This window comes from Flavobacterium mekongense (assembly GCF_047038255.1).
Taxonomy (GTDB): Bacteria; Bacteroidota; Bacteroidia; order Flavobacteriales; family Flavobacteriaceae; genus Flavobacterium; species Flavobacterium mekongense.
In genome coordinates this window covers 1,281,713-1,300,633 of the sequence record NZ_CP174374.1, presented here as the reverse complement: position 1 = coordinate 1,300,633, position 18,921 = coordinate 1,281,713, and the positions used below count along the sequence as shown (strand labels likewise).

Sequence of the window (18,921 nt, the reverse complement as noted above, 5' to 3'; positions counted from 1 at the left end):
TCAGTGTTCAATGTTCAGTAGGCCTTCTACTGACAATGGCACTTTCAACTATTCTTTTATGGCTTTTACAAGCACTTTATCAATCTTTACGCCATCCATATCGATGACTTCCATCTCAAATTTATTCCAAATCAGTTTTTCCCCTGTTTTCGGTATATTGCCCAACTCGGTCATGATTAAACCACTCACTGTAGTCACATCATAATCGTTAATCAATTCGTCCATATCGAAATACGTCAAGAAATCGTGTAACGAATAATGACCGTCAACCAACCAAGTCCCGTCTTCACGAGCGATTAATTTGAACTCATCTTCGTAGAAATCGGCTGCATCACCTACCAAAGCTTCTAAAATATCATTCAACGTAATAATTCCTTGAAAAACGCCGTATTCATCGGTTACCAAAGCATAATGCACTTTCGATTTCTTGAAATTCTCCAACGCTTTGTAGGCCGAGGTATGCTCTATCAAATAAACAGGATCTTTGGTAATCGTTTTCAAATCAAATGTCCCTTCTTTCTCAAAAGCGGAAAACAAATCTTTGAGCAAAACCACACCAACCACATCGTCTAAATTCTCGTTACAAACCGGATAAACCGAGTGCAATTCGTCTAACACTTTCGCTTTCAACTCTTCCACAGTATCCTCATATGATAAATAAACTATGGACTTTCTGTGCGTCATTAACGAGTTGACTTTGCGGTCGCCAATGTGAAAAACACGCTCTACAATGTCTTGTTCAATTTCCTGCACTTCACCACCTTCAGTTCCTTCTTTGATGATGGCTTTGATCTCTTCTTCCGTCACTTTTCCGTCGGCAGTTGGTTTTATCTTGAAAACATCCAATACAAAATCAGTTGACACGGTTAGCAACCAAATAAAAGGCATCGTTACTATGGAAACCATTTTCATCGGAACAGCCACGGCTTTCGCAATAGCTTCGGGATAGTTCAATCCGATTCTCTTGGGCAATAATTCTCCTAAAACCAAGGAAAAAAATGTCAGCACCACTACTACTATCCCAACGGAAAGCGAATGGGCATAAGGTTTTAAACTCGCAAATCCTTCTACAAACAACTTGACATCTTCGGTGATTTTGTCGCCCGAATAAATACCGGTCAGAATTCCGATTAAGGTAATTCCGATTTGAACTGTGGATAAAAATTTGTTGGGCGAATTGGCCAAATCCAATGCCACTTTCGCATTGGTATTCCCTTTTTTGGCTGCGGTTTCCAAACGGTTTTTACGTGCGGATATCAAGGCAATTTCCGACATCGAAAACACCCCGTTAAGCAGGATTAAAAAAAGAATAATTAGTATTTCCATTTGTTATGGTTTGCGAGTTCTGGGTTGTAAGGTTACGGGTTTAACTCGACCCGAGCAATGCGAATTGGCAAAGCAAACAAGCAAGTCGGAACTTAAAAACTATCAAAAACGTTTGTAAGTCTCTCCGTTACTTCCTCAATGGTCCCGATACCGTTTACCGCATGAAATTTGCCTTGGGCTTTATAATAATCCATCAAAGGTGCGGTTTTTTCGTTGTATTCTTGGTAGCGATTGCGAATTTTTTCTTCATCTTGATCATCAGGTCTACCAGAAGTTTTACCTCTTTCCAACAAACGAGCCACCAAAATATTGTCATCAGCTTCTAAAGCAACGGTTGCCGTGATGTTTTGTCCTTTTGCCTCTAAAAAACGGTCCAAAGCTTCCGCTTGTGCGAGCGTTCTTGGAAAACCATCGAATAAAAATCCGGCTGATTGTGGGTTTTTATCCACTTCACTTTGCAACATTTGGATGGTCACTTCATCGGGAACTAAGTCGCCTTTGTCCATGAAAGTTTTGGCCAACTGACCCAATTCGGTATTGTTTTTAATGTTGAATCTGAAAATATCTCCGGTTGACAAATGTGTCAGGTTGTATTTTTCTTTTAAAAATTCTGCTTGAGTGCCTTTCCCTGCACCCGGTTTTCCGAAAAGAACGATGTTGATCATTTTAGTAATTATAAATTATGAATTATAAGTTATGAGTCAAATATTCTGCTTGTTACGATTATTATTTTAACCGAAACAGACAACTGACAACTTTTTTACTGTGCCAATTGGTAAACATCCGGTAAATTTCTACCCAAACCATCGTAGTCTAACCCATAGCCTACGATAAATTTGTTGGGAATTCTGATGCCAACGTAATCAATTTTGATGTCTTTTTTGTAGGCTTCCGGTTTGAAAAACAAGGTGGCAATTTTCAAATGTTTTACTTTTTTCTCTTTAAAAATGGCCTTCAATTCTTCCACTGTATTTCCGGTATCTACGATATCTTCAACTACCACAATAGTTCTACCTTCTAAGTCTTGGTTCAGACCTATCAATTGTTTGACCTCGCCTGTGGTTTGTGTCCCTTCATAAGAAGCCATTTTTACAAAATTGACTTCACACATCCCACGGTATTTTTTCATCAAATCACTCAAAACCATAAAAGCGCCGTTCAAGACACCTACAAACACCGGTACTTCGTCAAAAAAATCATCGTCCATTTGCTTGGCCATGTTGGCAATAGCAAAATCTATTTCCTCAGAAGAAATGAACGGCTCAAAGGTTTTGTCATGTAAGTGTATCATTTTGATTTGATTTTAAAATAAGGTGCAAATTTAAAGAAGTATAAAGTATTAAAGACTAAGTATTGACACTTTTTTGCAAAATAGATATATTTACCAAATGGATGCGACTTACTACCAAACCATAGCCAACAGCACAGCCCATCGCAAAAGCCGAGATGACAACAAAGATTTCATCTTTGCCCATCCGGACTATTTGCCGGATTTATTGCAAATCAGTTACAATACCAAAGACAAAAACCACCACAAGGCCTGCTGGATCTTGGAATTGATTTTCGAGGAGCAATTGGACCTTATCTTGCCTCATTTGACAGAGTTTTGCGAAAATTTAAAACACTACACTTCGGATTCTGCCATTCGCTCTTTGTCGAAAATCTGCTTGTTTTTGGCCCAAAGTAAAACCATCAAGCTAAACGAAACCCAAGAAGAACAAATCATCGAAGCTTGTTTAGACTGGCTCATCCAAACCGATAAAGCCGCCAATGCCGCCTATAGTATGAGAGCTTTATACTTTTTGGGCAAAAGGCATGCTTGGATTAATGAGGAACTGAAACTGCTCTTGTCCCGCGAATTCGAGAACCAAACACCGGGTTATCGTTCGGCCGTGAAAGACCTTTTAAAACGATTGCGATAGTTTTACGGAATACTTATCTTTGCGCAAACACAACTACTACAATGAACTATTTCTCATCCGATTTTAAACTCGGCATCCTTGGCGGAGGTCAATTAGGTAAAATGATTTTGGCCGAAACGCGAAAATTCGACATTCAAACTTATGTACTGGATTCCAGTGATGAAGCGCCAAGCCGATTTGGGAGTCACGCTTTTTACAAAGGAAGCTTGATGGATTTTGACACCGTGTACCAATTTGGCCAACTTGTTGATTTATTGACAATAGAAATCGAAAATGTCAATCTCGATGCTTTGGACCAATTGGAAGCTGAAGGTTTACCGGTTTTCCCATCGCCTAAAACGTTGCGACTCATTCAAAACAAAGGCAAACAAAAAGATTTTTATGTGGCCAATCATATTCCGACTTCACCACACCAACGATTTGTAGATTTAACCGATTTGAGAAAATCACTTGAAAAAGACGAGTTAGAGTTTCCTTTCGTATGGAAATCGGCTCAATTTGGTTATGACGGCAACGGCGTAAAAATAGTGCGTTCTACCCTTGATTTGATCAACTTACCCGATGTAGAATGTATCGCGGAGGAAATGGTACCGTTTAAAAACGAGTTGGCCGTTATTGTTGCGCGTTCCGCCTCGGGAGCCATCAAAACTTATCCGGTGGTGGAAATGGAATTCCATCCCGAAGCCAACCAAGTAGAATATGTAATCTGTCCGGCACGCATCGACGAGAAGGTCGCCCAAAAAGCCACTGAGGTTGCTTTACAAGTATCACAAGCCTTCAATCATGTTGGTTTATTAGCGGTGGAAATGTTCCAAACAGCTGACGATGAAATTTTGGTGAACGAAGTCGCCCCAAGACCACATAACTCGGGTCATTACAGCATAGAAGCGAGCTACACTTCGCAGTTTGAAAACCATTTGCGAGCCATATTAAATTTACCTTTAGGCAATACCGATAGCAAAGTAGCCGGAATTATGGTAAATTTGGTGGGCGAAGAAGGTTTTTCGGGTCAAGTGGTTTACGAAAATATAGAAAAAATCATGGCCATTGAAGGCGTAACGCCACATATTTACGGAAAAAGAGAAACCCGTCCATTCCGAAAAATGGGACACGTAACGATTGTTAATGAAGACATGACCGAAGCCAGAAAGATTGCGGAAGAAGTGAAAAACAGTATTAGAGTAATAAGTGAAATGAAATAGCCACAAATTTCACAAATTAGCACGAATTCAATTGGTGTTAATCAGTGTAATTCGTGGCAAAAAAAATAAAACATGAGCAAAGTAGCCATCATTATGGGTTCCAAATCGGATTTACCGGTTATGCAAGAAGCCATCGACATCTTAAACGGATTTGACATCGAAACGGAAGTCGATATCGTATCGGCCCATCGCACGCCCGAAAAATTATTCGAGTTCAGCAAAAACGCACACCAACGCGGGATTTCGGTCATTATAGCCGGTGCCGGCGGCGCTGCTCATTTGCCTGGGATGGTAGCTTCTATGAGTCCGCTACCGGTGATTGGCGTTCCCGTAAAATCGAGTAATTCTATCGATGGCTGGGATTCAGTGTTGTCTATTTTGCAAATGCCGGGCGGCGTTCCGGTAGCGACTGTGGCCTTAAACGGTGCCAAAAACGCCGGTATCTTAGCAGCACAAATTATAGGCAGTCACGACAAATGCGTACTCGACAAAATCATTTTCTACAAAGAAAGCTTGAAAGAAGCCGTCAATAAATCGTCGGACGAACTCAAAAAATAAATTTTTTACACAGAGATACACATAGAAAAAACAGAGCTACACAAAGAAATACTCTGTGAACCTCTCAGATGCTCTGTGAAACTCTGTGACCCAAGGCTAACCGCACTGTATGGAGCGTAGCGAAATAAAACAAAAAAATGAAAATCTTAACTTCAACATTCCAAACCAAACACAATACTGCGCCATTTTCTCAAATCAAAATTGAGGATTACCAACCGGCGTTTGAAGAAAATATTGCCAAAGCGCGCGCCGAAATTGACGCTATCATCAACAATCCGGAATCGCCGACTTTTGAAAACACCATCGAAGCATTAGATTTTGCCGGACAAGCCTTAGACCGATTGTCGTCTATATTCTTCAACTTGAATTCGGCCGAAACTAGCGACGAAATGCAAAAAATTGCCCAAGAGGTTTCGCCTTTGCTAACCGCTTTTGGTAACGACATCACCTTAAATGAGGATTTATTTAAAAGAGTCAAAGCCGTTTATGAGCAAAAAGACCAACTGAATTTAGCGCCTGAGCAAGCCACTTTGCTCGATAAAAAATACAAAAGCTTTACCCGAAACGGTGCTTTACTTTCCGAAGATAAAAAGGAAATTTTACGCGAAATCGACAAAACTTTAGCCAAACTCAAACTGACTTTTGGCGAAAATGTATTGGCCGAAACCAACAGCTACAAACTGCACATTTCCAACGAAGCCGATTTACAAGGCTTACCCGATGGTGCCAAAGAAATGGCGCGTTCCTTAGCCAAAGCTGACGATTTAGACGGTTGGCTGTTCACCTTAGATTTTCCGAGTTATTTGCCGTTTGTAACCTATGTTGACAACCGCGAATTGCGCAAAGAAATGGCCATAGCCGCCGGCAAAAAAGCCTTTCAGGAAAACGATTACGACAACCAAGAGAACGTGAAAAACATAGTGAAATTGCGTCACGAAAGAGCGCAATTGTTAGGCTACGAATCGCATGCGCATTTTGTTCTGGAAGAGCGCATGGCGCAAACACCCGAAAAGGTACAATCGTTTTTGAATGATTTACTGGCCAAAGCCAAATCGGCTGCGGAAAAAGAGTTTGCCGAACTAACCGCATTCGCGGCAGCACTCGACGGATTGGAACAGTTGGAAAAATGGGACGGCGCTTACTATTCTGAGAAATTGAAGCAAAAATTATTCAGTTTAGACGACGAGATTTTAAAACCGTATTTCCAACTGGAAAACGTGTTGAACGGTGCGTTTACCGTGGCTGAAAAATTATTCGGCATCACTTTTAAAGAAGTCTACGACATTGATAAATACCACGCCGATGTGCAAACTTTTGAAGTAGTAGACTTTGAAGGTCAACTGGTAGCGGTTTTCTACGCCGATTTCTTCCCGAGAAAAGGGAAACGCAATGGCGCTTGGATGACATCGTTCAAACCGCAATATATCAAAAATGGTGTCAACGAAAGACCGCATGTTTCGATTGTGTGTAATTTCACGCCGCCAACAGAAACCAAACCTTCTTTATTAACTTTTAATGAAGTAACGACTTTGTTCCATGAATTCGGTCACGCGCTACATGGCATGTTAGCCAATACGACATATCCGAGTTTATCGGGCACCTCAGTATACTGGGATTTTGTGGAATTGCCGAGTCAGATTATGGAAAATTGGTGTTACGAACCGGAAGCCTTGGCGTTGTTTGCCAAACATTATGAAACCGGTGAAATCATTCCGCAACAATATGTCGACAAAATTAAAGAAAGTGCGAGCTTTTTAGAAGGTATGGCTACATTACGCCAGTTGAGTTTCGGGATTTTAGACATGGCATATCACGACAAAGCGCAAACCATAGACAATGTAAAAGCGTTTGAAAAAGCGGCTATGGAAATCGCTTCTTTGTATCCTGATGTAGCCGAAAACTGTATGAGTGTTTCGTTTTCGCATATTTTCCAAGGCGGTTACTCTTCGGGTTATTACAGTTACAAATGGGCGGAAGTATTGGATGCGGATGCTTTTGCGTATTTCCAAGAGCGAGGCATTTTCGACAAGGAAGTTGCTGCTAAATTCAAAGATAATGTACTCTCGAAAGGCGGCACCGAATTACCAATGGAACTCTACAAACGTTTCCGCGGGCAAGAACCGAAACCGGAAGCTTTGCTGAAACGCGCGGGATTGATTTAGATTGTTGATTGAAGAGTAACGATTTTTGATTTAAGATTTGAACCGGAGTTAACACTTCGGTTTTTTTGTGCACTATGCCCGCGTTAGGGATGGGAGCAAGTACCGCGTACTGCGGACAGCCCGACCCCGATAGCCAAATATTCGGGTCAAAGCAGATTATACTTATCGGGGGAACGCCCTACTCCTAAAAACAAAAAAGCCACCTTTCGGTGGCTTTCTTTATGGTGTGAAATGACAATTAGTTTTTCACCACTTTAATTGTTCTGGCAGCATTAGCAGCTTGTACTTTTACAAAGTAAGTACCGGCGGCTAAGTTTGACATGTCTACTGTAGTGCTTAAAGCATTTACGTTTTTAGCAGTTACTTTTTGACCTACAATATTGAATATTTCGATAGCCGTGATGGTATCAGTATAATCTACATTCAACAATGAGTTCACCGGATTAGGGTACAATTTTAAACCGGCTAAGTCAAATGAATTGTTTCCTAAAGTTACGGTAACTGTTACGGCAAAGGCAGCACTACGACAACCTTGAGCAGAAGTACTTACTACGTAGTAAGTAGTACCGCTAACCAATTGAGTTCCGGTAGCTAAAGGATTTAAATTATCGATGGCATCGTCCTCTGAGGCAAACCACGTTAAATTATCTCCGGTAACCACTAAAGAAGCGATAGTAGCTTCAGCAGGATCGTTAACGTTGAAAATTTGAGTTGGGTTTCCTGTAGGTGTTGGCGCTGCATTAACCACTACTTCAACGCTTGCCTGAGTTGTACAAGTTGTATTAGTGTTGGTTGCTGTGACAGTATAAGTTGTAGTTTCTGTAGGACTAACCGACACGGAATTACCGGTTAATGCTCCCGGATTCCATGACCAAGTAACCCCTGAGGCAGAAGCACCAAAAATAACATTCAAACGTCTTAATGAGGTAGCAACAGTGGCACTGGTTGAATTGGTCGCTACAAGATCTTGCAGTGTTGTTACAGCACTATCAGTACCGGTTGTAGCCGAAATGGTCATATTTTGAGCCGTTGCCGTATAATAAGTAATGGCATTATTAGTACTGTCGGCACCATCTTGTCTGATATCTAAAACGATATTAGATATTCCGTCCCACAAATATGGTGTATCGAATGTAATTGTATTAACACCAATGGCATGAGTATAAGTTGCAGGACCATAAACCGTTGTTAAACCGGTTGTTTGGAAAGAAGTTACAGTGTTTTCGATAGTAGTTCCAATACGAACTGAAAAATTTGTAACATTAGTACCCGAGCCCAAAGAAGTTATATTGTATGCAATAGAGGTAATATTACCTGCGGTTAATCCGGCAGCTTGAAGCTCAGCTGCAGTAAATATGGTTTGATTCCAATACTGATCCCAACGATTACAAAAAGCAGTAGGCTGTTCAGTTTGCACGGTTAATGTTGTAGCAGTTCCAATTACTTTCGTATCGTTAGCAGTTAACGTTGTTGAAGTGCCTTCACAAATAGCAGCGGAGGCAGCAGAAGCTGAAATAATCGGGCTTGGATTAACAAAAACTGAAAAACCAGCAGTAGTTTGACATAACGCTCCCGATGATTGTGATGCTGTCAAAACATAGTTAGTATTAACTGTCGGATTGAAAACCCAACCATTTACAGCGTTACCGGTTACGCTCTCAGCAGGCGTCCAAGTATAAGTATCGTAATCTGATGAACCGGCACTCAATGTCACTGGTGCAGTTGCAGTACCCGGACAAATCGTGGCTGTAGTTGTACTTAATGTTAAAGTCGGAGATGTCGTTACGGTAGCCACAACCTCAGTTCTTGGAGAAGAACAAACTGAAGCAACTTGCCAGTTATAGAAGCACATAAAATAAGCCGCATCAAAGCCATTACCGGTGATATTAATTGATGGCGAAGTATAAGGGTAAACTGCACCTGAAGTATTTCTCCTTACACCTGCTGTTGGCAAAGTTGGGTACAATTGATAATTCCCAGCAGTTAATGAGTGGTTTAAAACCACTGTCTGAGCCGTAGTACCTCCGGAAACATTGGTTGTGAAAGGATAAGTAGCAATAACAGTCCCTGAACTGTTTCTAACGGCGATGGCTGCTGTTTGGCCAGCAGTCATTGGGTAAACATCTACAGAGATAAGTGTAATATTTTCCAAAGCTGTAAAGTTTACATTCCAAGCGGTTGTTTGAGTGCCTATTGTACCACCTTGGGCAGTTGGTGAAACCGGACCAACAGATGATTGATTTCCGCTTACACTGGCCTCAGCCCAATATGATGTTGTAGTAGAAATAACCGGTGTATTGAAAGTGTTTCCTGTACCTAATGCACTTCCGCCGGTTGAGGCAGCATACCATTTGATTGTTCCTTCATTTGAAGTTGCGCTTAAGGAAACACTTCCTTGACCACATACCGAACCAGGAGTAGTTGCAGTAATTACCGGTGGATTACATAACGTTTTAAAAGTAACCGGTGCAGAAGTCCAATCACTCAAACCATTAGCATCACAATTAGTTCTGATCCAAACGAAATAATCCGTACTTGGTGTTAATCCTGAAACTGTTGCAGTTACCACTCCTTGTCCAACACTACCTGAAGGCGTTGTACCTGATGTTGGAGCAGTATTAGAAGTTGAATAATAATAATCGTAACCATTATTAGTTGAAACAGAAGCCGTCCAGTTAAAAGTAGCACCTGTAGCTGTAGTGGTTCCTACAGTTAATCCGGAAGGTGCTAAACAACTTGGTTGTGCAATTACCGTAAGTTTGTAATCTTCTGCTTCTGTTCTTGTATTGGTGGAAGCACAAGCATCAGGGGCAATGGCATTAAAATCTACTCTGATTCTCATTCTGTAATCTCCAAGTGCCGTTCCGTTTGGCACGACAAAACTTCCGGTTTGATTGTTTCCGAATGCCGTAGTAACGAAGACTCTTTCGGTAGCATTATCAAATACCAAATCATTATTCCAATCTACCCAAATACTGGTACCGACAGTCCCTCCGACAATTTCAGAGGTAAAGTTGATAGTTCCTGTTGGGTATTGACTCACTACAGAGGTAGCATAGTTATTTTGATAACCGGTAGCCGCATAACCTGAAGCCAAGTTTGAAATATTAGTGCTTCCTCCGGTTGTTGAGAAATTATTGATATAAGTAGCATTAGAAGTCGATGATGGGACACAATGTCCGGTAAAAAAAGTTGAAGAACTCCAAGCACTGAAATTACCGGAACCACAATTTGACCTTACATAGAAGCTGTAAGTAGTGTTTGCTGTTAATCCACTTATCGGAGCATTTAAACTACTAGTAGTTCCGCTTGAAACTAAGCCGACAGCACCACTTCCTGCGGCACCGGAAGTTCTAACTTCGTATTCATAACCGTTTACAGGTGCAGAAACAGAGGCTGTCCAAGAAATAGTAGCGCTGGTAAAAGTTAAATTCCCTGCGGTCAATGCAGTTGGTGCTGCACATGATGGCGGTGTCCAAGTATATGTTAAACCACTACTTGGAACTGTTGATCCGTTAAAGGCCATAGTGTTGTTATTAGCAGTTCCTGCGGTAGAATTGATCCAATCTCCCGTACCGACTGCTATGGTTCTGTTACTATATATAGTCGTAGAACCTCCTCCTAAACCAACTTGAGGATAAACCGTGGTTAAGGGAGTAACCCTGTCTACACAAGCTCCGTAAACAATTTTCACGACACCTGTAGAAGTGTTCAAACGAATTTGAAAATTCAGATTTTCCGTTGAAGTTGCGCCGGCTCCTGAAGCAGCGTATCTGCAAACATTCGACCATTGCAGCACAAACTCGTTGCCTACTTGCTCCCATCTTACTTCCGGAGTGCCTGTTCCTGCACTTGCGGCTTTCGCATCTAAATCAGCTGCAAAAGCTGCTACAGCGTTACGCCCGGCCGATATAGGTGTATTAGTAGTTGTAGTACTTCCAAATAATACATAACCGTTAGCACTCACAAAAAGCGTAGGGTAAGTCACGCCTTGGTATACAAAAGCGGTAGGCAATGTAATGGTGGTAGTGTTGTCATCGAAACCATCATAACCCGTCCAAATTACAGTTCCGCCTGAGATAGGTGTATATACATCCGCCGTTTGGGAAAACGAATAAGATGTTACCTGAGCCAATCCCAAATTGCTACAAAAAAGAAATAGCAACATTAAGACTGCATACCAGCTTTTGGATAAAACAGTACATTCCTGTTTTGCCGGTAAAGTAGTTTTTTTCATAAGAATAATTTTTTTAGTTAACAGAGCTAAAATAGGACGTTTCTCAACCATTTCACGTTGACAAAACCAGTTTAACGCTATTGCCTAAATCTTTGTAATAAATTCACAATGTTTATGCTTTTTAAATCATAAAAACTGTTAAATCAAAATAATCTTTCTTTTGAAAACTCAATTGAAATCATATTCATTAAAATGTTTCATTTTTTTTTGAAAGTTTAAAAACTTTTATTTACCTTTGGGGTATAACAATAAGCATTTTTAATGCGATTTGCATTTGACCTTTTAAAAATCAATAAAAAAGACAAATGAAATTCAGAGAAGCAAAAAATAAGTTCGTTCAAACTTGGGGTGCATTAGGCTCACAGTGGGGAATTAACAAAACCATGGCGCAGATACATGCACTGCTGATGGTTTCTAATGAAGCGGTTTCCATGGAAGACATCATGGAGGAGTTACAAATTTCCCGTGGCAATGCCAGTATGAACTTGAGGGCTTTAATGGATTGGGGCATTGTATACAAAGAATACAAAACCGGCGAAAGAAGAGAATATTTTACAGCCGAAAAAGACTTAGACGAATTAGCGGTAAAAATATCCAAAGAACGCAGCAAACGCGAAATCAAGCCGGCTTTAAAAGTTTTGAAAGAAGTGTCATCAATTGAAGCGGACGGCACTGCAGAAGAAAGACACTTTGTAGAGCAAACCACCAAATTATATGATTTTGTTTTGAAAGCCGACAATGTTTTAGACAAAATGACCGAATACAAAGACAATTGGTTGGCCCAGATTTTAATGAAATTTATGAAATAGTTAAAAAACAAATTAAGAACATTTTTTTAATCAAAACTTTCATTTTTTTCTGAAAGTTTAAAATTAACAATAATTATGAAAACAATTAAATCTTTAAATGCTTTTGCCGTTGGACTACCTTTCTTTATACTAATTACCTATCCATTTTTCTCAGAAAGCTCTTTGATTTATTCAATTCTCTCAACTATGATAACAGGATTCATACAAGTTGTATTAGGATTGTATCTATTATTCAATGAACCAAAAAACAGTAAACTACAATTGTATATTGCTGCTGTTGTTAGCTTTTTTTCACTATGGTTTATCAATGCTCAAATTGGATACTATGACGCGCTAACATTTATTCTGTTTGGTATTCCAGCGTTATTGGCCTTTTACCTAACGTATATTATTCACCAAAAAGCAAAGCAATGAACCTCAATCTCATTGGCTACGCCATTTATCTTTTTATAACGATTTTAATCATTGTTAAAGTGGGCCGAATTTGCTATCAAAACGGCAACGTATATGTAGCCCAACTCATCCCCGATCACATGGATTTGTGCCATAAAATCAATCAGCTTTTGCTGTTGGGTTATTACTTAATGAATATTGGTTATTGTGCCATGACTTTAATTTCTTGGGAAAAAATACCGACTTTAAACCAACTGATAGAGGTAATTGCTTATAAATCGGCCATCATTATCGGCGTCATAGCTTTGATGCATTATCTCAATATTTACTTGCTTACCAAATACATTCAAAAATTAATTTAAATACTTATTATCATGGAAACTACAAAAATTTTAATCGGTTATGCCATCTATTTACCTATTGCTTTATTCCTGACTTATTATGTTTCTAAAACCCTTTTTAAAAACAGCAAAATATACATGTTAGATATTTTCAAGGGCAGAGAAGAAATTGCCCTTGCCACCAACAAACTCTTCGAAACAGGTTTCTATTTACTCAATCTCGGTTTTGCCCTGATGATTTTACAAATGAATCTTAACGAAGACAGTTACCAAAGATTAATAGAAGAATTGAGTTATAAGATAGGTGGATTTACCATTTACTTAGGCTTGATGCTGTTCTTAAACCTCTATTTTTTCTTCAGAGGTAAACGAAAAGCCAAAGAAGCCCAAACCGAAGAAAAATTGGTTTTTAAAGCCTAACTAAAAATGAACACAAGTAAAGCCGAAGATGTCTTCGGCTTTTTTATTGAAATATATAGAGTAAAACAAACCACAATACAGGTATACTTTCCACCCAAAAAGAAGAATAATATTGACTTCGTTCCAATGTTGAAAAACGAATGGCCGCAGCTGTAACAACAGCAATTACAAAGTTTTGAGCTTTGAAATTATTATTGACATGGCAACTAACAAACTCCAAAACAACAAACACCAACAACAAAAAGTAACCAATTATTTTGGCTTTCGCTAAGCCGAATCTTTGGGGCAAAGTATTGAGTGCTTTATCATCATATTGACTGTCATAAATTTCAAATGGAATCATCAAAGCACTCACAAATACAAATCGCTTCAAAAATTCGAGATATACATTCCCTTTAAAAGTTGGAAGTTCATTTACAAAAACAAAAGCAGTTAAATAGGCAATTACAAAGCTTACCCAAAACATTTTTACAATGCCGTATTTTCTAAAAAAAGGATAAACCAATACCATGGCTGCAGACAGAAAAAGTTGTATTTTTATTGAATCTACCATCCGAATTACAAAAAAGAAATAGCCAAATAATGCTAAAATGGTGACTAATAAAACCCCGATGTGCTTACTCAAACTAAAATTCCCCCTTAGAACAATTTCAAAATACTTCAAAAAATTATACCCAATGATAGTTCCGAAAAAAATACAACTCGGATAGGTAATATGTCTGCATAATCCATTGGAATACACCGTAACGTAACTCAAACAAAACATTGCCAAAGCCACGTGAACACTACTGTTGATGTAAAAATCGAGAAGTCGTTTTAAAATTAACATACCTTAAAAATAAGCAAACTGTTAATAAGAAGCCTTTTCAGTTAAAAAATTCTCAAAATATTAGACTTTGTTTAGCACAAAATTAGAACATTAATAATTACTTTTGTTGGCGTTAAAAACCATTGTTTTTTCAAGCAACATACACAACTAAATACACTTAGAACCTTACAATTTAATGAGAACAGACGCATTTGCATTACGCCACATAGGTCCGCGTGAAAGCGACCTGAACCACATGTTCAAAACCATCGGAGTTGAAAATATAGATCAATTGATCTACGAAACCATCCCCGATGACATCCGTTTGAAAGAAGACTTGAATTTGGACGCGCCAATGACTGAGTATGAATACTTGACTCACATTCAGGAATTGGGTAAAAAGAACAAAGTTTTCAAGTCGTACATAGGAATGGGATATCATCCCACAATTGTACCGGCAGTAATCCAGAGAAACATATTCGAAAACCCGGGTTGGTACACTGCTTACACACCTTACCAAGCCGAAATTGCTCAAGGTCGATTAGAAGCAATTTTGAATTTCCAAACCATGGTAATTGAATTGACCGGTATGGAAATCGCCAACGCTTCCTTGTTGGATGAAGGAACTGCTGCTGCAGAAGCAATGGCCTTACTTTTCGATGTTCGCTCTCGTGACCAAAAGAAAAACAATACCCGTAAATTTTTCGTTTCCGAAGAAATTTTACCGCAAACCTTGTCCGTTTTACAAACACGCTCTACTCCAATCGGAGTGGAATTGGTAGTAGGCAACCACGAAACTTTTGATTTTTCATCCGATTTCTTCGGTGCCATATTGCAATATCCTGGCAAATACGGTCAAGTCCATGATTATGCTTCTTTTATTACCAAAGCCAATGAAAAAGAAATCAAAGTAGCTGTAGCTGCCGATATTTTATCTTTAGCCAAATTAACCGCTCCGGGAGAAATGGGCGCCTCAGTGGTTATCGGAACTACACAGCGTTTCGGAATCCCTATGGGTTACGGCGGACCACACGCTGCTTACTTTGCAACCAAAGAAGAATACAAACGCTCTATGCCGGGCCGAATCATCGGTGTTTCTATCGATGCTAACGGAAAACGCGCTTTGCGTATGGCTTTGGGAACGCGCGAACAACACATCAAACGTGAAAAAGCCACCTCCAACATCTGTACTGCGCAAGTTTTATTAGCGGTTATGGCCGGAATGTATGCGGTTTTTCACGGCCCGAAAGGCCTAAAATATATTGCTAACAAAGTACATGCTTCTGCAGTAACCTTGGCAGATGCCTTGAATAAATTAGGCGTTTACCAAACCAACTCTGCTTTTTTTGATACCATTTCAGTAAAAGCTGATGCGGCTAAAGTAAAAACCATAGCCGAAAAACACGAAGTCAACTTCTTTTATCCGGATACGGCAACGATTTCCATTTCTTTAAATGAAACGACTTCTTTAAACGATTTGAATCAAATCATTGCCATTTTTGCGGAAGCCACCGGTAAAGAAGCTTTCGCCATTTCGGCTTTAAGTTCTCAAAATAATTTCCCGGCTTCACTGGAAAGAACCTCAACTTTCTTGCAACATGAAGTCTTCAACAACCATCACTCCGAATCACAGTTGATGCGTTATATCAAAAAATTAGAACGAAAAGATTTATCGTTAAACCACTCGATGATTTCTTTGGGTTCTTGCACCATGAAACTTAATGCTGCCGCAGAAATGTTGCCTTTATCAATGCCTAATTGGAATAGCATTCATCCGTTTGCTCCGGTAGAACAAGCGGAAGGCTACATCACTATGCTGAAAAAGTTAGAACAGCAACTCAACGTAGTAACCGGATTCGCGGGAACTACTTTGCAACCTAACTCGGGTGCCCAAGGAGAATATGCCGGTTTAATGGCTATCAGAGCTTACCACTTATCCAGAGGCGACCACCACAGAAATGTGTGTTTAATTCCTTCTTCGGCTCATGGAACCAATCCGGCTTCTGCTGCCATGGCTGGTATGCAAATTATCGTAACTAAAACCATGGAAAACGGTAACATAGACGTTGAAGATTTAAGAGCGAAAGCTATCGAACATGCCGCCAATTTATCTTGCTTAATGGTAACTTATCCATCAACTCATGGTGTTTTTGAAAGTGCCATTTGTGAAATCACAAAAATCATCCACGACAATGGTGGTTTAGTGTATATGGATGGTGCTAATATGAATGCACAAGTTGGTTTAACCAATCCGGCTACTATCGGAGCCGATGTATGTCACTTAAACTTACACAAAACATTCGCCATTCCTCACGGTGGTGGCGGACCCGGTGTTGGTCCAATTTGTGTCAACGAAAAACTGGTGCCTTTCTTACCTACCAATCCAATTGTGAAAGTTGGTGGTGAACAAGCCATCACTGCCATCTCATCGGCGCCATATGGCTCGGCTTTGGTTTGTTTGATTTCCTACGGCTACATCTCGATGTTGGGTGCTGAAGGTTTGAAAAAATCGACAGAACACGCCATTTTGAATGCCAATTATATGAAAGCTCGTTTGGAAGAACATTACCCAGTATTGTATTCCGGAGAAATGGGTCGCGCCGCTCACGAAATGATTTTGGATTGTCGTGCTTTCAAACAAAACGGTATCGAAGTAACCGATATTGCCAAGCGTTTGATGGATTACGGTTTCCACGCACCAACGGTTTCTTTCCCGGTAGCCGGAACTTTAATGATCGAGCCAACGGAGTCGGAAGATTTAGCAGAATTAGATCGTTTTTGCGATGCTATGATTGCCATTCGTAAAGAAATTGAAGCTGCTTCAGCCGATGACAACAACAATGTATTGAAAAATGCGCCACATACTTTAGCAATGCTTACGGCAGATACTTGGACTTATCCATACACTCGTGAGCAAGCTGCTTATCCTTTGGACTATATTCACGAAAACAAATTCTGGCCAAGTGTTCGCAGAGTAGATGATGCTTACGGAGACAGAAACTTAGTTTGTTCTTGTGCTCCGATTGAGGCGTATATGTAATTTAAAAGCACGAAATACGCAGTAAAAATTTAAAGGTTCCAAGTTTATTCTTTGGAACCTTTTGTTTTATTGCTAAACCCTTGATAAGTTTTACTTTTGTATCAAATAAAAAATGATGAATGATATTCAAACCCAAGACGATTTGTATTTACTTGTTGATGAGTTTTACAAAAAACTGTTAGCCGACGAATCCATCAGTTATATATTTACCGATATAGTAAAAATTAAATTGGAAGAGCATTTGCCTATCTTGGTCACTTTTTGGTCGCAAGCCATATTGGGCACCGGCGGATACACCAACAACCTTACGCAAATTCATTTGGATGTCAATGCCAAATCTTACTTATCACCAAAATTATTTACAATTTGGCTTCATCATTTTTATGCGACTGTAGATGAAAATTTTAGAGGCAAAAAAGCAGAGCAAATCAAAACCCAAGCCTTGAGTATAGGCACGATTATGCAGATTAAAATTGCCCAACAACAAGGTGATAAATTATAGCATTCTTATTTTTAACTAAGTTTTACTAAACAATTCACAATTATTTTAAAAAAAGAAAGCTTACTCATCCGACTAATGATTTTATTAATAATTTAGTATTGAAATCATTAGCATATGAATATAAAAATAACCGGTTCGGGATGTTATATTCCCACGGAAATCGTTACAAACTCCGACTTCACCAAGCATGTTTTTCTCAATGATGACGGAAGTCCGTTTCCACTCCCGAACGAAGTAATTACCGAAAAATTTTACGACATCACCGGCATAGAAGAACGCCGTTATGTTACCGATAATTTACTAACCTCCGACATAGCTACTATCGCTGCCAAAAAAGCGATTGAAAACGCCGGTATAGATCCCGAAACTCTGGACTACATCATCTTTGCCCACAATTTCGGGAACGTTAAAAAAGGCGCCATTCAAACTGATATTTTACCGAGTTTAGCTACCCGAGTAAAATTCGATTTGCGCATTAAAAACCCGAAATGTGTTGCTTATGACATGCTGTTTGGTTGTCCGGGTTGGGTAGAAGGTGTCATTCAGGCACAAGCCTTTATCAAAGCCGGCATGGCCAAAAAATGTTTAGTAATAGGCGCTGAAACCTTGTCACGCGTAGTAGACATGCACGACCGCGACAGTATGATTTACTCTGACGGCGCAGGAGCTACCATCATAGAAGCAACGGAAGAAGAAGGCGGCATTTTAGCCCATGCCTCCGCTACTTTCACTTATGACGAAGCGTATTATTTATTTTTCGGAAACTCATTCAACAAAGAGCATGATCCGGATGTGCGTTACATCAAAATGCACGGCCGAAAAATATATGAATTTGCTTTAAGTCAGGTTCCCAAAGCCATGAAAGAGTGTGTTGACGCCAGCGGTATCGATATCAGTAATATTAAAAAAGTACTGATACACCAAGCCAACGAAAAAATGGATGAAGCCATCATCCAACGTTTCTACAAACTTTACGGTCAAAAAGCGCCGGACGACATTATGCCTATGAGCATTCATAAACTGGGAAACTCAAGTGTAGCTACAGTCCCAACTTTATACGATTTACTGGTAAAGGGCGAATTGGAAAATCATAAACTGGACAAAGGCGATGTCATTTTGTTTGCTTCCGTAGGTGCCGGAATGAATGTGAATGCGATTGTGTACAGAATGTAAAAAAGTTTATCCGTTCAAAGGTTTAAAA

The 18,921-nt window shown here is 39.7% G+C and carries 16 protein-coding genes; 11 read left to right on the top strand and 5 right to left on the bottom strand.

The window, feature by feature from the left end:
* Nucleotides 1-48: 48 nt before the first annotated feature.
* From ACJG85_RS05480 to hpt, 3 genes are all read right to left on the bottom strand, one after another.
* Nucleotides 49-1,275, bottom strand: coding sequence for a hemolysin family protein (locus ACJG85_RS05480; protein ID WP_409680340.1), 1,227 nt, complete (start codon nt 1,273-1,275; stop codon nt 49-51).
* Nucleotides 1,276-1,418: 143 nt separating this feature from the next.
* Entirely contained in the window at nt 1,419-1,991 is a 573-nt protein-coding gene (locus ACJG85_RS05475; protein ID WP_409680215.1) for an adenylate kinase, read from the bottom strand.
* A gap of 95 nt (nt 1,992-2,086) precedes the next feature.
* Entirely contained in the window at nt 2,087-2,617 is a 531-nt protein-coding gene (gene hpt, locus ACJG85_RS05470) for a hypoxanthine phosphoribosyltransferase (RefSeq protein WP_412477112.1), read from the bottom strand.
* 97 nt (nt 2,618-2,714) lie between these two features.
* Between hpt and ACJG85_RS05465 the strand changes: the two genes are divergently transcribed.
* From ACJG85_RS05465 to ACJG85_RS05450, 4 genes are all read left to right on the top strand, one after another.
* Entirely contained in the window at nt 2,715-3,248 is a 534-nt protein-coding gene (locus tag ACJG85_RS05465; RefSeq protein ID WP_412477111.1) for a hypothetical protein, read from the top strand.
* 41 nt (nt 3,249-3,289) lie between these two features.
* Entirely contained in the window at nt 3,290-4,450 is a 1,161-nt protein-coding gene (locus ACJG85_RS05460; protein ID WP_409680223.1) for a 5-(carboxyamino)imidazole ribonucleotide synthase, read from the top strand.
* Nucleotides 4,451-4,522: 72 nt separating this feature from the next.
* Entirely contained in the window at nt 4,523-5,008 is a 486-nt protein-coding gene (purE, locus tag ACJG85_RS05455; RefSeq protein WP_295338562.1) for a 5-(carboxyamino)imidazole ribonucleotide mutase, read from the top strand.
* 137 nt (nt 5,009-5,145) lie between these two features.
* Entirely contained in the window at nt 5,146-7,170 is a 2,025-nt protein-coding gene (locus ACJG85_RS05450; protein WP_412477110.1) for a M3 family metallopeptidase, read from the top strand.
* 238 nt (nt 7,171-7,408) lie between these two features.
* On the opposite strand, the gene ACJG85_RS05445 is transcribed toward ACJG85_RS05450, so the two are convergent.
* On the bottom strand, nt 7,409-11,407 hold the full coding sequence (locus tag ACJG85_RS05445) for a GEVED domain-containing protein (RefSeq protein WP_412477109.1): 3,999 nt from the start codon (nt 11,405-11,407) through the stop codon (nt 7,409-7,411).
* Nucleotides 11,408-11,712: 305 nt separating this feature from the next.
* Between ACJG85_RS05445 and ACJG85_RS05440 the strand changes: the two genes are divergently transcribed.
* From ACJG85_RS05440 to ACJG85_RS05425, 4 genes are all read left to right on the top strand, one after another.
* Nucleotides 11,713-12,216 carry a GbsR/MarR family transcriptional regulator gene (locus tag ACJG85_RS05440; protein WP_409680232.1) on the top strand — a complete coding sequence of 168 codons (504 nt, stop codon included), beginning with the start codon at nt 11,713-11,715 and terminating at the stop codon, nt 12,214-12,216.
* 75 nt (nt 12,217-12,291) lie between these two features.
* Nucleotides 12,292-12,630, top strand: coding sequence for a hypothetical protein (locus ACJG85_RS05435; RefSeq protein WP_409680235.1), 339 nt, complete (start codon nt 12,292-12,294; stop codon nt 12,628-12,630).
* Nucleotides 12,627-12,971 (top strand): hypothetical protein, encoded by a 345-nt coding sequence (locus ACJG85_RS05430; RefSeq protein ID WP_409680237.1) that lies wholly within the window; start codon nt 12,627-12,629, stop codon nt 12,969-12,971. Before ACJG85_RS05435 ends, ACJG85_RS05430 begins: the two co-directional genes overlap by 4 nt.
* 12 nt (nt 12,972-12,983) lie before the next feature.
* Nucleotides 12,984-13,370 carry a hypothetical protein gene (locus ACJG85_RS05425; RefSeq protein WP_412477108.1) on the top strand — a complete coding sequence of 129 codons (387 nt, stop codon included), beginning with the start codon at nt 12,984-12,986 and terminating at the stop codon, nt 13,368-13,370.
* Between the two features lie 43 nt (nt 13,371-13,413).
* Here the strand turns inward: ACJG85_RS05425 and ACJG85_RS05420 are convergent, their stop codons facing one another.
* On the bottom strand, nt 13,414-14,199 hold the full coding sequence (locus tag ACJG85_RS05420; protein ID WP_409680242.1) for a hypothetical protein: 786 nt from the start codon (nt 14,197-14,199) through the stop codon (nt 13,414-13,416).
* A gap of 175 nt (nt 14,200-14,374) precedes the next feature.
* Here ACJG85_RS05420 and gcvP point away from each other — a divergent pair, with 175 nt between their 5' ends.
* The 3 genes from gcvP to ACJG85_RS05405 all read left to right on the top strand — a co-directional run bounded on the left by gcvP (nt 14,375) and on the right by ACJG85_RS05405 (nt 18,893).
* Complete coding sequence (gene gcvP / locus ACJG85_RS05415; RefSeq protein ID WP_412477107.1) at nt 14,375-17,218, top strand: aminomethyl-transferring glycine dehydrogenase; 2,844 nt, start codon at nt 14,375-14,377, stop codon at nt 17,216-17,218.
* 115 nt (nt 17,219-17,333) lie between these two features.
* The gene (locus ACJG85_RS05410; protein WP_412477106.1) at nt 17,334-17,720 is read left to right on the top strand and encodes a group III truncated hemoglobin; all 387 of its coding nucleotides are present in this window, start codon (nt 17,334-17,336) and stop codon (nt 17,718-17,720) included.
* A 114-nt stretch (nt 17,721-17,834) separates the two neighbouring features.
* Nucleotides 17,835-18,893, top strand: a complete 1,059-nt coding sequence (locus tag ACJG85_RS05405) for a 3-oxoacyl-ACP synthase III family protein (protein ID WP_412465095.1) — start codon at nt 17,835-17,837, stop codon at nt 18,891-18,893.
* Nucleotides 18,894-18,921: the final 28 nt, after the last annotated feature.

Bases quoted from the DNA above. Each gene is read 5' to 3' on its own strand.
- ACJG85_RS05445 (WP_412477109.1), bottom strand. From the start codon at position 11,407: ATGAAAAAAACTACTTTACCGGCAAAACAGGAATGTACTGTTTTATCC.
- gcvP (WP_412477107.1), top strand. From the start codon at position 14,375: ATGAGAACAGACGCATTTGCATTACGCCACATAGGTCCGCGTGAAAGC.
- ACJG85_RS05420 (WP_409680242.1), bottom strand. From the start codon at position 14,199: ATGTTAATTTTAAAACGACTTCTCGATTTTTACATCAACAGTAGTGTT.
- ACJG85_RS05465 (WP_412477111.1), top strand. From the start codon at position 2,715: ATGGATGCGACTTACTACCAAACCATAGCCAACAGCACAGCCCATCGC.
- ACJG85_RS05460 (WP_409680223.1), top strand. From the start codon at position 3,290: ATGAACTATTTCTCATCCGATTTTAAACTCGGCATCCTTGGCGGAGGT.
- ACJG85_RS05430 (WP_409680237.1), top strand. From the start codon at position 12,627: ATGAACCTCAATCTCATTGGCTACGCCATTTATCTTTTTATAACGATT.
- ACJG85_RS05475 (WP_409680215.1), bottom strand. From the start codon at position 1,991: ATGATCAACATCGTTCTTTTCGGAAAACCGGGTGCAGGGAAAGGCACT.
- ACJG85_RS05410 (WP_412477106.1), top strand. From the start codon at position 17,334: ATGAATGATATTCAAACCCAAGACGATTTGTATTTACTTGTTGATGAG.
- ACJG85_RS05450 (WP_412477110.1), top strand. From the start codon at position 5,146: ATGAAAATCTTAACTTCAACATTCCAAACCAAACACAATACTGCGCCA.
- ACJG85_RS05480 (WP_409680340.1), bottom strand. From the start codon at position 1,275: ATGTCGGAAATTGCCTTGATATCCGCACGTAAAAACCGTTTGGAAACC.
- ACJG85_RS05405 (WP_412465095.1), top strand. From the start codon at position 17,835: ATGAATATAAAAATAACCGGTTCGGGATGTTATATTCCCACGGAAATC.
- ACJG85_RS05440 (WP_409680232.1), top strand. From the start codon at position 11,713: ATGAAATTCAGAGAAGCAAAAAATAAGTTCGTTCAAACTTGGGGTGCA.
- purE (WP_295338562.1), top strand. From the start codon at position 4,523: ATGAGCAAAGTAGCCATCATTATGGGTTCCAAATCGGATTTACCGGTT.
- ACJG85_RS05435 (WP_409680235.1), top strand. From the start codon at position 12,292: ATGAAAACAATTAAATCTTTAAATGCTTTTGCCGTTGGACTACCTTTC.
- hpt (WP_412477112.1), bottom strand. From the start codon at position 2,617: ATGATACACTTACATGACAAAACCTTTGAGCCGTTCATTTCTTCTGAG.
- ACJG85_RS05425 (WP_412477108.1), top strand. From the start codon at position 12,984: ATGGAAACTACAAAAATTTTAATCGGTTATGCCATCTATTTACCTATT.